This is a genomic window from Serratia sp. Res13-Sevr-LER1-36-b, assembly GCF_015673035.1.
Taxonomy (GTDB): Bacteria; Pseudomonadota; Gammaproteobacteria; order Enterobacterales; family Enterobacteriaceae; genus Chania; species Chania fonticola_C.
This window is the reverse complement of sequence record NZ_JADACK010000044.1, coordinates 45418-59874: the sequence shown is the minus strand read 5'-3', so window position 1 is coordinate 59874 and position 14457 is coordinate 45418. Positions and strand designations below refer to the sequence as shown.

General features: G+C 54.3%; 8 protein-coding genes. 4 read left to right on the top strand and 4 right to left on the bottom strand.

All coding sequences use genetic code 11. The features are described from left to right. The first annotated feature begins 57 nt into the window (after positions 1-57). The gene (locus IMQ33_RS24115; protein ID WP_196062807.1) at positions 58-6054 is read left to right on the top strand and encodes an MG2 domain-containing protein; all 5997 of its coding nucleotides are present in this window, start codon (positions 58-60) and stop codon (positions 6052-6054) included. Positions 6055-6109: 55 nt separating this feature from the next. Next, complete coding sequence (gene pbpC / locus IMQ33_RS24110; RefSeq protein ID WP_174332938.1) at positions 6110-8473, top strand: penicillin-binding protein 1C; 2364 nt, start codon at positions 6110-6112, stop codon at positions 8471-8473. Positions 8474-8648: 175 nt separating this feature from the next. Here the strand turns inward: pbpC and IMQ33_RS24105 are convergent, their stop codons facing one another. Beyond that, positions 8649-9968 carry an alpha/beta fold hydrolase gene (locus IMQ33_RS24105; RefSeq protein ID WP_196062806.1) on the bottom strand — a complete coding sequence of 440 codons (1320 nt, stop codon included), beginning with the start codon at positions 9966-9968 and terminating at the stop codon, positions 8649-8651. A 285-nt stretch (positions 9969-10253) separates the two neighbouring features. Further along, positions 10254-11333, bottom strand: a complete 1080-nt coding sequence (locus IMQ33_RS24100) for a linear amide C-N hydrolase (protein ID WP_370573041.1) — start codon at positions 11331-11333, stop codon at positions 10254-10256. Positions 11334-11551: 218 nt separating this feature from the next. Here IMQ33_RS24100 and truC point away from each other — a divergent pair, with 218 nt between their 5' ends. Together truC and IMQ33_RS24090 are read left to right on the top strand one after the other, a co-directional pair. Next, positions 11552-12310 (top strand): tRNA pseudouridine(65) synthase TruC, encoded by a 759-nt coding sequence (gene truC, locus IMQ33_RS24095; protein ID WP_196062805.1) that lies wholly within the window; start codon positions 11552-11554, stop codon positions 12308-12310. 33 nt (positions 12311-12343) lie between these two features. Further along, entirely contained in the window at positions 12344-12793 is a 450-nt protein-coding gene (locus tag IMQ33_RS24090; RefSeq protein ID WP_196062804.1) for a flavodoxin, read from the top strand. A gap of 251 nt (positions 12794-13044) precedes the next feature. Here IMQ33_RS24090 and IMQ33_RS24085 read toward each other — a convergent pair whose 3' ends face one another. Both IMQ33_RS24085 and dapD read right to left on the bottom strand, forming a co-directional pair. Next, complete coding sequence (locus tag IMQ33_RS24085; RefSeq protein ID WP_021179904.1) at positions 13045-13434, bottom strand: DUF3461 family protein; 390 nt, start codon at positions 13432-13434, stop codon at positions 13045-13047. Between the two features lie 186 nt (positions 13435-13620). Beyond that, positions 13621-14445 (bottom strand): 2,3,4,5-tetrahydropyridine-2,6-dicarboxylate N-succinyltransferase, encoded by an 825-nt coding sequence (dapD, locus tag IMQ33_RS24080; protein ID WP_021179905.1) that lies wholly within the window; start codon positions 14443-14445, stop codon positions 13621-13623. Between the last annotated feature and the right edge of the window lie 12 nt (positions 14446-14457).

Below are 14457 nucleotides of genomic sequence, written 5' to 3'. Positions count from 1 at the left end.
CGCCGTCGGGAACCTTGTCTCTGGGTGTCTTTCAAGGAATAAAAAGGTGCTGCAATCATGGATTTGCTGAAGTTTATCCTCCGTTTGCCTTTTACGTTGATCAAAGGCCTGTTCCGCCTGTTGGCCCTGATTTTTGGCCTGTTGGGGCGGCTGTTCAAGCCGGTGGTGGGCAACCTGAACTGGAATGCACCTGCCTGGTGGGCAGCGGTATCTGGCGGTGTGAAGCGTGGCTTCCTGCGGCTGGAAGGCGGGGTAGACAAATATCCCAAAGCCATTAGCCTGTCGTTGCTGGTGCTGTTGTGCGCCGCGGGTGGTGCCTTCTACGGATGGCAATGGTGGCTGAATCGGCCACAGCCGATTGAACCGGCACCGATGGTGTATCAGGAAACCAGCGTGCGGGTATCCGATCCTGAGCCGGTTAACTATGCCGTGCAGAAATCTGCGCCGCAGCAGGTCACCCTCACCTTTAGAAACTCCGTGGCACCCTTGACCGATGCCGGCAAGGCCGTGGAAAAAGGTATCTCCATCAGCCCGGCCCTTGAAGGGCAGTGGAAATGGAATAATGCCTGGACCCTGGTCTTCACGCCGAAAAACCCATTGCCGATGGGCAGCAAATATGAGGTTAAGCTCGAGCCCGCCGTGTTGCTGGCCCCGCAGATTAAACTCGCCAATACCAACTACAGCTTTAGTGCCCCGGCTTTTGACTATCAACTTGGGCAAGCTGAGTATTTTCAAGACCCACAAGATCCGCAAAAGCGCAGCGCTATCTTCAACGTCAAATTCAATGCGCCAGTGGACGTGGCCAGCTTTGAAAAGCAGATCGCCATGGGGTTGATCGAAGCCAACGCCAAATCTGAGAAGAAACTCAATTTTTCCCTGGTCTACGATGCCAAGAAGCTGAACGCCTGGGTGCATTCTGAACCGCTGAAAGCGCTGGATCACGGTGGTAAAGTGCATCTGGTACTGGGCAAGGGCATCAAGTCGGTGGTGTCTGCCAATGAAATCTCTCAATCGAAAGACAGCTGGGTGTCGGTGCCAACTCTGTATAGCCTCACGGTGAAGGATGCTAGCGCCCAGGTGGTCGATAGCGATGGCAGCAAAGGCCAGCGTGCGCTGATCGTCGCCTTCAGCGACGCGATCAAAGACAAAGATGCCGGGCGTGCGGTCAAGGCCTGGCTGTTGCCGCAGCATAATCCTAACGATTCCGAAGCCAGTAACGAACCGGACGATTTTTATCAGTGGGGCGGGACCGAGAGCATCGAAAACAGCGTAATGGCCCAGTCTACGCCGCTGACGCTGACCCTGAATGAAGCGGAAGAGACCTATCAACCGCAGTTCAGCTTCAAGTTTGACGCACCGGCTCACCGCTTTATGCTGCTGGAAATCACTAACCTGATGACCTCTTCGGGCGGCTATAAAATGCCGGAGAAGGTCTACCGTATCGTCGAAGTACCAGACTTCCCGAAAACCTTGCAGTTTATGTCACAGGGTTCTCTGCTGTCGGTGAATGGTGACAAGCAAATCAGCGTGGCGGCGCGTAACGTGCCCGGCCTGCGTCTCGATATCAAGCGGGTGATCCCAAGCCAGCTGCAACATATCGTCTCATTCAAAAGCAGCGAATACTCTTCGGCCCAGTTCAACCAGCTTAACGATGAATATTTTACCGAACACTTTAAATATCAAACGGTCATCAACAACGATCAACCGGGTGAAGTGAGCTATAAGGGCATCGATCTCTCACGTTACCTGTCCACCAGCACGGATTCCCATCGCGGCGTGTTCCTGCTGACGCTGTCGGAATGGCAGCCAGAAAAGAAAAAGACGCAGGCCGCAGAGGATGAAGGCGATCAGGGCGAGCAAGAAGGGGATGATTCACCTAGCGTGGGGGATTCGCGCTTTGTTGTCGTAACCGATCTGGGCATCATTGCCAAACGTTCACAGGATAAAACGCGTGATGTGTTTGTCCAATCTATCCACAGCGGTGCGCCAGTCGGTAACGCCAAGGTTTCGGTGATCGCCAAAAACGGCGTGACGCTGCTTAGCCAGGTGACCGATGCCAATGGGCACGTGCGTTTCCCATCGTTGGACGTGTATACCAACGAACGCGAGCCAGTGATGTTCCTGGTGGAAAAAGAGGGCGATGTCTCCTTCTTGCCGACCACCCGCTACAACGACCGCGGGCTGGATTTCTCCCGCTTTGATATTGAAGGCGAAGAAACTCCGATCGATCCACGCACCCTGAGCAGTTACCTGTTCTCCGATCGTGGCGTGTACCGTCCGGGCGATACCTTCAATATTGGTCTGATTACCCGTGCGGCCGATTGGGGCGTTGCCCTGGCTGGCGTACCAGTGCGTGCCGAGATCCGCGATCCGCGTGACAAACTTATGACGACGGTGCCGCTGACTCTCGGTGGCAGCGGTTTCAATGAGTTGAGTTACACCACAGATGAGAACTCGCCAACGGGTGAGTGGAACGTCTACCTGTATCTGATTGGCAAAAATAACGACACTTCGACCTTGCTCGGCCATACCGCGGTCAACGTGAAAGAGTTTGAGCCAGACCAACTGAAGGTGAAGCTGGAGTTGACGCCGAACCGGCAGCAAGGGTGGGTAAAACCTTCTGAGCTGCAGGCGAACATCGATGTGCAGAACCTGTTTGGCACACCTGCTCAGGATCGCCGAGTTACCTCGAAGCTGACGCTGCGCCCGATGTACCCAAGCTTTGATCGCTTCCCGGATTACGCCTTCTTTGAGAACCGCCAGAATAGCGACGGTTTTGAAACTGAATTGGAAGACCGCACTACCAACGAGCAGGGCGTGGCGAACATTCCGCTGGACCTGAAGTCCTATGCCGATGCCACCTATCAGCTGCAACTGCTGTCGGAAGCCTTTGTGGCCGGCGGTGGACGTTCCGTTGCCGCCACCGCTCGTGTATTGGTATCGCCGTATGACTATCTGGTGGGCGTGAAGCCAGACGGTGATTTAGGCTACATCAACCGGGGTTCGGCGCGAAATCTGAACGTGATTGCCGTCGATCCTGCTCTGAAACAGATTGCGCTCGCCGATCTGAAGCAGGTGTTGATCGAGCAGAAATACATCTCGGTGCTGACCAAGCAGGATTCTGGCGTTTATAAATACCAGTCGAAAATGAAAGAGGTGCAGTTGTCCGAGCAGCCGTTGGCGCTGAGCGAGCAGGGCACCGATCTGACCTTGGCAACCGACACCCCGGGTGACTTCGTCCTGGTGATCGAAGATGCACAGGGCAAGGTGCTCAACCGTATCGCCTATAGCGTGGCGGGCAATGCCAACCTCAGCCGTTCGCTGGATCGCAATGCCGAACTGAAGCTGAAACTGAATCAGGCGGAATATCAGCCGGGTGAAGAAATTGAAGTGGCGATCAACGCGCCTTATACCGGCAGCGGTTTGATCACCATCGAAAAAGACCGTGTCTATGCCTGGCAGTGGTTCCACACCGACACTACCAGCTCGGTGCAGAAAATCCGGGTTCCGGCCGGGATGGAAGGCAACGGTTATATCAACGTGCAGTTTGTGCGCGACGTGAACTCCAGCGAGATCTTTATGAGCCCGCTGAGCTATGGCGTCATGCCGTTTAAAATCAGCACCAAAGCCCGGCAAAACGGCCTGGAAATAGTAACACCTGAGGTAATTAAGCCGGGTGAAAACCTGACGATGACGGTGAAAACCGATGGTCCTCAGCAGGTGGCACTGTTTGCCGTAGATGAAGGGATCTTGCAGGTAGCGCGTTACCGCCTGAAAGATCCGCTGGAGTACTTCTTCCGTAAGCGTGAGCTGAGCGTGGAAAGCTCGCAGATCCTCGATCTGATCCTGCCGGAATTCAGCAAGCTGATGGCGCTTTCGGCGGCACCGGGCGGTGATGCGGGTGAAGGGCTGGATCTCAACCTGAATCCGTTCAAACGCAAGCGCGACAAGCCGGTGGCCTACTGGTCTGGCATTACCGAAGTCAACGGCGAGAAGCAGTTTACCTATCCAGTGCCGGATTACTTCAACGGCAAGATCCGCGTGATGGCCATTTCGGTTACGCCAAGCAAAATTGGCAAGGCCCAAACCTCCGCGACGGTACGTGACAACTTCATCATGACGCCGAACGTGCCTTATATGGTGGCTCCGGGGGATGAGTTTGATGTCAGCGTAGGGGTTAGCAATAATCTCGAAGGGTTGAACGGTAAATCTGTGGCGATCGCCGTGCAGTTGACGCCACCGCCGCAGTTGGAAGTGGTGGGTAAGGCCGAGCAAAGCCTGTCATTGGCGGAGAAGCGTGAAGGCGTGATCAACTTCCGCCTGCGTGCCAAGGCGGCACTGGGTGATGCTCCGCTGGTGTTTGATGCGCGTTATGGTGATAAAACCAGCCGCCGTACCATTAGCACCTCGGTACGTCCGGCAATGCCTTACCGCACCCAGACGGTGATGGGCCGCATGAGCGGCAGTAGCCAGAATATTGATAATCTGCGGCAGATGTTTGATGCCTATGCGCAGCGTAGCGCGGCGGTCTCTCACTCCCCGTTGGTGCTGACCAACGGCCTGGCGCAGTATCTGGCGGATTATCCGTATTACTGTTCTGAGCAGATCGTCAGCCGTTCCATTCCGCTGATCATGCAAAGCCAGCATCCGGAAATGAAAAGCAGCCTGAGCCAGGCCGAAGTCAGCAAACAGCTGAAAAACCTGCTCGGCGTACTGCGTTCCCGCCAGAACGACAGCGGGGCCATTGGTGCCTGGCGTTCATCGCCGGAGACCGATCCTTTCGTCACGCCATACGTGGTGCAATACCTGCTGGAAGCCAAAGCGGCGGGTTATGCCTTGCCGGTAGGGATGCTGGAAGATGCCAACGGCGCGCTGCGTGAGCTGGCAGCCAACCGTTATGATGATATGTATCATCTGCGTCTGCGTACCTGGGCGGTCTACCTGCTGACCTTGCAGGGCGAAATTACCACCAACTCGCTGGCCTCGGTGCAGGATACGTTGCAGAAACTGTATCCAGACAGCTGGAAAACCGATCTGAGCGCCCTGTATCTGGCATCGTCTTACCGTCTGCTGAAAATGGACGATGAGGCTAATGCCTTGTTGCAGCCTAGCTGGAAGCAACTGAGCAAAGCCTATGACAAAGGCTGGTGGACGCAGAATTACTTCGATCCGCTGGTGCAGGACGCGACGCGTCTGTATCTGATCGCTCGTCACTTCCCGGAGAAGGTCTCTTCCATCCCTCCGCAGGTGCTGGAGAACATGGTCAAGGCGTTGAAAGAAGAGCGCTACACCACCTATTCTTCGGCGATGAGTATCCTGGCGCTGGAAAGCTACTCGGCTCAGGTGGCGGCGCAGGCCAATGCCACAGATTCGCTGACGATTGCGCAGCTTGGCAAGCAAGGTAACGTCGATCCGCAGGTGATTTCAGAGATGATAGGGCTGTTTGCCAAAGGTCAGTTTACCGCCGAGTCCAAGGCTATTCGCTTTACCAACAGCGCCGACGCTCCGGCCTGGTATGTGGTCACTCAGGCTGGTTACGATCTGGCTGCTCCACAGAAAGCCATTGCTCGCGGTTTGGAAATTACCCGTGATTACACCGATGAACAGGGTAAACCTGTGACTCAGGTAACGTTGGGGCAGAAGATCAACGTTCATCTGAAAATCCGCGCCAATTCGAAAGAAGGGCAGAGCAACCTGGCGATTGTCGATCTGCTGCCTGGCGGATTTGAAGTGGTGCAGCAAACGGCACCAGAGCCAGAATCGACCGGTGAAGACGGTGAAGCCAACGAGAATACGGACGCCGGGTGGCAGTCGCCACTGGCAGCCTCGGGTTCCACTTGGGCTCCTGATTACAGCGATATCCGTGAAGACCGAGTGATCATCTATGGTAGCGCCAGCACCGACGTGCAGGAGTTTGTCTACCAGATTAAAGCAACCAACACCGGTAGCTTTGTGATCCCTCCGGCTTATGGTGAAGCCATGTACGATCGTGAAGTGCAGGCCATGTCTGCCAGCAGCGGTAAACTGGTGGTTGTACCGGCGGAAAGTCAATAAGCCATCGCGATACCCCGCAGCGTTGAGCTGCGGGGTTCGTGGGTACCGAGACTCCATGAGAATCCTTCCTGCATCTGCTGTGGCAAAACGCTGGCTGCAAAATATCTTGATGGCGGTATTTCTGCTGGCGCTGGGCCTGGTAGGAGCGCGGCTGTGGCCGCATCCTCCTCTTTCGCAGGGCGTGCCCTTCTCCACGGTTTACTACGATCGCCACGGGACGCTGATGCGCCTCACGTTAGCCAATGACGATCGCTATCGCCTGTGGACGCCGCTGGAAAAGATTTCGCCGTTGGCGGTGCAGGGTATTTTGCTGCATGAAGATCGCTGGTTCTATTACAACCCCGGATTTAACCCCGTCAGCCTGCTGCGTGGCTTTTGGCGCAGCTACGTAGCCGGTGGCAAAATGCAGGGCGGTTCGACCATCACCATGCAGTTGGCGCGCATGCATTGGCATCTGAATACCCGTACACCTGGCGGTAAACTGATGCAGGTACTGCGGGCCGTTCAGTTAGAACTCAGCTATTCCAAGCACGATATTCTGGAAGCCTATCTCAATTACGCCCCCTATGGCCGCAATATTGAAAGCATCGGTGCGGCCAGCCTGATCTATTTTGCCAAGGCACCGCAGGATCTCACCTTGCCGGAGGCGCTGACGCTCTCGGTGTTGCCGCAGTCACCCAGCTATCGTATCGACCCTAAAACCGGCGTGTTGGGGCAAGCCCTGACGCAGGCCCGTAACCGCCTGTTTCAACGCTGGCAAGGTGTGTATAGCACCGACAGCAGTCAGCGTGCCCTGTTTCAACTCCCTTTGGCACTGCGCCAGCCAGAACGGATGCCGTACATTGCTCCACACTTTATCGAACAGTTGCGCCAACAGACCCAGCAGTTAGTGCAGTTGGATACCCGTGTAGATACCACGTTGGATGCCGGGCTCCAGCGGCTGATCGAAAGGCAGGTGAACGCGTTTATTGTCCGTAACCAGAGCCGGGGGATCCATAATGCCTCGGTGCTGTTAGTGGACAGCCGTGATATGGGGATAAGGGCGCTGGTGGGCTCTGCCGATTATTACAATCGCGAGATCCAGGGGCAGGTGAACGGGACCAATGCCAAGCGCTCCCCAGGATCGACTCTCAAGCCCTTTATTTATGCCTTGGGGATGGAGCAGGGCGTGCTGCATCCGATGACCATCCTCAAGGACGTGCCTTCGTCCTTTGGCGCCTATGCGCCAGAAAACTTTGACCGACGTTTCCTGGGGCCGGTAACGGCGACAGACGCGTTGAATTTCAGCCGTAATATTCCAGCGGTGTACGTGGCCTCCCAGCTACGGCAGCCGACGTTTTATCAGTTTTTAAGCCTGTCCGGCATCGCCAACCTGGCCAGTGAAAACCATTATGGGTTGTCGCTGGTGTTGGGGGGCGGTGAAATCACAGCCCAGGAACTGGCGAAGCTGTATGCGCTGTTGGCCAACCGGGGCGCATTGCGCCCATTACGGATGCAAAAGAGTGATGCCTATCCGCCACCAATCCGTTTGATTAGTGAAGAAGCCAGCTTCACTACGCTGGATATGTTGCGCCAGCACCGCCGGCCTGGTGACACTTTGGCACAACGCTCGTCATCCCTGCCGGTCTATTGGAAAACCGGGACCTCCTGGGGCTTCCGCGATGCCTGGAGCGTCGGGATCTTCGGGCCTTACGTGCTGGTGGTATGGGAAGGGAATTTTGACAGCAGAGGCAACAACGTGTTTGTGGGGGCCGATGCGGCAGCCCCGCTATTTTTCAATATTATCGACAGCATTAACGCCAGCTATCCGGCCTTGCAGGAGCCGAAACACCCCTTCCCGAAACAGTTGAAGCGGGTGGATATTTGCCTGGCCAGCGGCAACCTGCCAACGCAATGGTGCCAGCAGAAAGGCAAAACCTGGTTTATCCCCGGCAAGTCGCCGATCAAGGTCGATACCGTCTATCGTCCGGTGGTGCTGGATATTAACAGCGGTGAGGTGGCCTGCCCGCCGTATGATGAAACACAAACCCGTACCGAAGTGTTTGAGTTCTGGCCTTCCGATCTGGCTAACGTGTTTGCGCAGGCTGGATTACCCAAGCGGGCTCCGCCGGTAAACCATTGCAAGGATAATGCGGTGGCGATCGGTGGCAGCCCGCCGCGCATTACCTCGCCGCTGAAAAATACCACCTATACCTTGCGGCAATCTCAACAGGGGCGTGACAAAATCTCCTTCAATGCGGTGACGGACGCGGACAGTAAAACGGTGTATTGGTTTGTCGATGATATTTATCTAGGCAGCAGCGCCAGTAAAACCGCCATCGATTGGCGGCCAGTCAACAATGGCCAGTATCGCATTCGGGCGGTGGACGATCATGGGCGGGCCGATAGCCGCCTGATCACCATTGAGTTGGTGAACTAAGATACCTCTCCCCTCACCCTAACCCTCTCCCACAGGGAGAGGGGACAGATCGAGCGTGTTTGAAATGGTAGTGACTTACCTTGGATAAAGAAGGTTATTGAGTTTGCTTCTACTTCCAAAACAGCTTTAGAGTTTGCTTGAGATTATCGCTTTACTTGCAAAAGAGCAGGGCCCATCAGCTCGCTATCCTTGCGAAAGAGGATTGGGATGAGGGGGCGTAAATGCCCGCTTTCTGCGCCATTGTCTGCAAATGACCAAAAACATTACCAACGCGTAAGCCGTTATGCTCATACTCGTTGGTGATCCACGGCGTCAAATTACCCACCTGTTGCGCCGTCGCCAGCGAGAGCTTCAAATCGACATACATATCGCTGAAATAAATGGCGGCAAATACCGGTACCTGATTGTCGAGCAGGCGATCGCTGTTATACAGCGGTGACCACACGCGGCGATCGGCCAGCAGCTTGGCGGGCTCATTGAAGGGGCGCAGAGCGGCGATCTCGGTGAACATCCAGGGATAGATCATTTCCCCGGTCAGGTAGAGCGGACGCCGATCCTCGGCGAAAGCATTGAAGTTGCCCCGTTGCCGTTCGGCGGCCCAGTTGGTGGCCTTATCCTGCGCGTAAATACTTTCATGCAGCGCGGCAAACAGCGGATTCTCCGCGTAACTGGTCAACGCCATCACCTGCGACAGGAAGGTGTCGCTGAATTCACCGTCTGGGTTAAAGGCTTCGTCAAACAGCCAAAGTAGCCGCTCGTAACCTTCACTCATGCCAAGATCGATCCCCAGGCTTTGCAGGCGGCGTACGGTCAGCCGGTCGCCATCGGGCAACAACACTTCTTCCTGCTCCAACTTGTCGGCAATCTGGCCAAGCAACGGCTCCAGATGTGGGTAACGCTTATAGAAGATGCGATTTTTGGCGATCACCTGCGGATAGGTATGAGCGTAGACTTCATCGGCATCGGGCTGCAGGCTGGCCAGGCCGCCGGTCATAAAGCAGCAGTGTAGGCCTTCTGGAGCCTGAGAAAGATAGGTCAGCGTGATAAAGCCGCCATAGCTTTGCCCTAGCGTGCTCCACGGGCGATCGCCAAAGCAGTTTTTACGCAGATATTCGGCATCGCTCACTATCGAGTCGGCGCGGAAGCAGGCCAGGTAATCTGCTGCCTGGTGGGCGGTTAGCCCGGCCAGACTCTTGCCTTCAATTCGGCTACTGCGCCCGGTGCCACGCTGATCGAGCAGGATCACCCGATAACTTTTGAGGGCTTCGGCAATCCAACTGCTGCGTGCCGTAGGGCGTGGGCTTTTTCCTCCGGGACCACCTTGTAAAAACAGCAGGCAAGGGAGTTGTTCATCACGGCGTAACGGGTCAACCAACTCACGGGCAAAGATCTCAATGGTGCGGGTATCCTTGTTATCGAACCAATTCAGCGGGACCTGGACCAGGTGTTCACGTACCCAGATCGCTGGCAACAAATATTCTCGTTCAACGCTCATGTTTTTCTCTCCCTGTTATGGTGTTCTTTTTTTTCTGCCGGTTATTTTAATGCCATATCGGTGTTTACCTGGAGCGTTCAGATCTACTCTATTTTATCGATAAGCCACAATGGTCCAGAGTTTGAAGAGTGAACATCAGCGTAACAGGAGGAAGGAACTTAGCAAATGCACAAATGATTAAATTTTAGTCAATTTGTGTGAGAATGTGACTGAATAAGTATTCTTGACTGATGAATACAAAATGAGGGCTGGTGGCGGGGAGCCACCAGTCAACATCGATCGGGCTCAGGCGTTATCTATGACGTCGGCAGCAAGGAACTCAAAGGGAGGGCTGGTTTTAAACTCAGCGGAAACCTCACCGGTAAAATCTGCCATCTCATCTTTACCCAGCGCCAGCTTTTTAACCGGAGCGCCAGCAGCAAAGTCGACCCGTTTCAGGTCTACCCAAAAAGTACTGCTGCCCAGTGCCGATTCAAAGTAGTACAGCTTGTTCTTTTGATCGGCCAAGGTGCGCCAGCGAGTGGAAGAAATATTGGGTTCTTCAGGGGTCGTGATGCCAAAGGGCACAGAAACATTGCGCATAACGCTCAGCACGCTAGAGGCTGCCAGCCTGGCCTGATGATATTTCGGGATAGCGTTGATATAAAACTGTGCGCGTACAAAACGGTCGGCAGCACGGTTTGTGCCAGGCAGCATGACGTTACCCCCAATCCCTTGCCAGTACTTGGTGATGGCCAACTGCTGCTCGAAGGTAGGGGAATTGGTCAGGACCTGATAGTCACGGCTATGGTGAATCACTAATTTGCCGTTAATGTATTCGAAAATAGCACTGTCCCCACTGGCATCGGACAACGACAAGTGAAGGGAGGCCAAACGTTCCTGGCCAGGTACGCCGCCGGTCAGAACGATAAAAGGAGCCTTTTCCAGTGCGTTAACCGCTTCTTGCACCGTGGCGAAATTATCCAATGCATACTGTGCCCATGCTGCCAATGATAAGGTTGGCTGCTGGCCATCGAATGCCGGGTATTGAGATTCAACCAACCACAACATATTGGCTACCAGGCCTTTTTCATTCATCCCATCGGTGGTTGCAACACCATAGGCGGAAGTCACGACGCTGCCGTATTTGGATGTCCATTTGATTGAGTTGCTGCCTGCATTACCACTGCGCTCCATTCCTTGTGGGAAAATCCACAGGTCAGAGTGCAACTGTTCTTTCCAGTCCATAGTGCGGCCGGTGATCACCAGGTTATCTTCGCCGTGGTAGACCGCGCGAGTACAGGCCATTGCCAACTGGGGTGAAAACAGAATGCCGCACATAGACAGTAAAAGGGGGGTTATCAAAAGCGTTATATTCCAATTCAATGTTATCTCTCCTTGCTACTTTTTGTACAGTGTAGGCACTACTGACCCGTGGGGCAAAAACGAGAGCGCCAAACGGGATTTTCGTTTCGTCATTATTTATGTTTGACGATAGAATCAATCAATTACCTATTTTCTCCCCCTGCAAACTGGCCAGCAGGCTGCAGCTTGCAGGGGGGAGGAGATAAAATGCATGATTAATCTATGGAAAAAATCACTCTATGAAGGTGTTGTACCAGGACGAACATCTGATCGCCGTTAACAAACCCTCAGGTTGGCTGGTGCATCGTAGCTGGCTGGATCGTCACGAGACGAGGTTTGTAATGCAAACCGTGCGCGATCAGATTGGCCAGCACGTATTTACCGTACACCGTCTGGATCGTCCTACTTCCGGTGTATTGCTGATGGCGTTGTCCAGCGATGTGGCTCGGTTATTGTCGCAACAGTTTGAACTGCATCAGGTACAGAAAACCTATCACGCGGTGGTGCGGGGCTATGTTTTAGAGGGGGGCACCGTTGATTATGCGCTGACGGAAGAGCTGGATAAGTTGGCGGATAAACATGCCACCCCGGACAAAGGTCCAAAACCGGCGGTAAGCCATTATCAACCCTTGGCAACGGTAGAGATGCCGGTTTCGATTGGCCGCTATGACACCTCGCGCTATAGCCTGGTTGAGCTGAAACCAGAGACTGGGCGTAAGCATCAGCTGCGCCGTCATATGGTGCATCTGCGCCATCCGATTATTGGTGATACCGCTCACGGTGATTTGCGGCAAAACCGTGGGATGGCCGAACATTTTGGTTGTTCACGCCTGATGTTACACGCCAGCCATGTTCAACTTACTCATCCGGTGAGCGGCCAACCGCTGCATATTTCCGCGCCCTGGGAAGCGGATTGGCAAGGTGTCATGTCACAATTTGGCTGGCATAACGTGCTGCCAGAACTTGAGTTTCAGCAGGCTAGCGGTCAGGATAGCTAATCATTTTTTAACGGTCATAAGGGAGCAGCAACGATGGCTCAGGTCGGCATTTTCGTTGGAACGGTCTACGGTAACTCTTTGTTAGTGGCGGAAGAGGCAGAAAATATCCTGCAACAACAGGGCCATGAGGCCAAAGTGTTTGAGGAAGGGACGCTGGCAGAGTGGCAGTTTTACCGCCAGCATTATGCGCTGGTCGTGACTTCCACCACCGGGCAAGGGGACTTGCCTGACAGTATTGCACCGCTGTTCCAGGCTATCCGCGACCAGGTGGGCTATCAGCCGGAGCTGCGTTATGGCTTGATTGCACTGGGCGATAGCAGCTATGACAACTTCTGCGGTGCCGGGCGTACCTTTGATGCTTTGCTGCAAGAGCAGGGGGCGACGCGTGTAGGTGATGTACTGGAGATCGATGCGATCGAGCAACCTGAACCGGAAGTGGTTTCCTGCCCGTGGGTAGAGCAGTGGGGCGCCTTGTTGAAATAGCCTCTCGATGCCTGGTGGCGAGCAGCCAGGCACGACTTTATTCCTGCTATCTCCTGTGGTGAAGATAAAGCAAAAAAAAACCTAATCCCTTAAGCACTCAAGGCCACAGCCAGCAAGCGTTAAAGAATTAGGTTTTGCCTGCCGGAGCAGTAACAACCCTATCGATTACCGATTTACCCTATCACACGGAAAACTGGCAAAATGTGAACCCGCTGGCACACAGGCGATCAAATTATCGCCAAGGGTTGCTGTTATTTACCGCGCGTCAGCTTTTCCAGATCGGATTCGATCTCGGCAATCTTGTTGGTGACCACGTTTTGCAGATGCTGCAGGTCATCGAGGATCTTGCGTTTCAGATCCACTTCCACCTGATCGCGCTGGCAGAGTTGATCCAGTTCATCGATCACGTAGCGCAGGTTGGGGTTGATCTCATGGATCTCTTTGTAACCCTGGCCGGCATTGTCAGCCACCACGGTTTTGCGCTGGCGCGGATACTTGAACTTCACGCTCTTGGCAAAGAACTCGCCCTTATCTTTGCGGAAGTAAATCTTGAGGATGTCGTTATTGGCCTCCTGACGCAGGCTATAGCGATCGATATCTTCCGGTTGATTGATACCCAAACTTTTCAGGTTGTCATACATAATAGCGCCACCTTTTAATCAACTATATTTGCCTGATTAGCCAATATGCAGTGTTGTAAGCTGCAAATCGAAATACATCAGGAATATTCCACTGCCAGAGAGTATGGCGAAAACGCCCGTCACAGACTGTGACGGCCCGCGTATTGAAGGCAAAAAAATGGCGGGTGATACACCCGCCGTTCAAGCTTAGTCGATAGTGCGCAATAACTCATTAATCCCGACTTTGCCACGGGTCTTGGCGTCCACTTTCTTGACGATCACTGCGCAATACAGGCTGTAGGAACCATCTTTGGAAGGCAGGTTACCGGACACGACCACGGAGCCAGCAGGTACGCGGCCATAGTGCACTTCACCGGTTTCACGATCGTAGATACGGGTGCTTTGGCCCAGATAAACGCCCATTGAGATCACCGAACCTTCTTCGACAATCACGCCTTCAACCACTTCTGAACGCGCGCCGATAAAGCAGTTGTCTTCGATGATGGTTGGGTTGGCCTGCAACGGCTCCAGCACGCCACCGATGCCGACACCGCCGGACAGGTGAACGTTTTTGCCGATCTGCGCACAAGAGCCTACGGTGGCCCAGGTATCTACCATGGTGCCTTCGTCGACGTAGGCACCGATGTTGACGTAAGAAGGCATCAGCACGGTGTTACGAGCGATAAATGCCCCCTGACGCACGGTTGCCGGTGGCACCACGCGGAAGCCTTCCTTCTGGAAGCGAGCTTCATCGTAGTCAGCGAATTTCATCGGCACTTTGTCGTAATAGCGGGTTTCTGCACCGTCCATTACCTTGTTGTCGTTGATACGGAAAGACAGCAGGACGGCTTTTTTCAGCCACTGATGGGTAACCCATTGCCCCTCGATCTTCTCGGCAACGCGCAGGGCGCCGCTGTCCAGCAGGGCGATCACCTGGTTTACCGCTTCACGCGTTACGGTGTCTACGTTGGCCGGGGTAATATCCGCGCGGCGTTCGAAGGCGCTTTCAATAACGTTCTGTAATTGCTGCATGCTGTTCTCTGT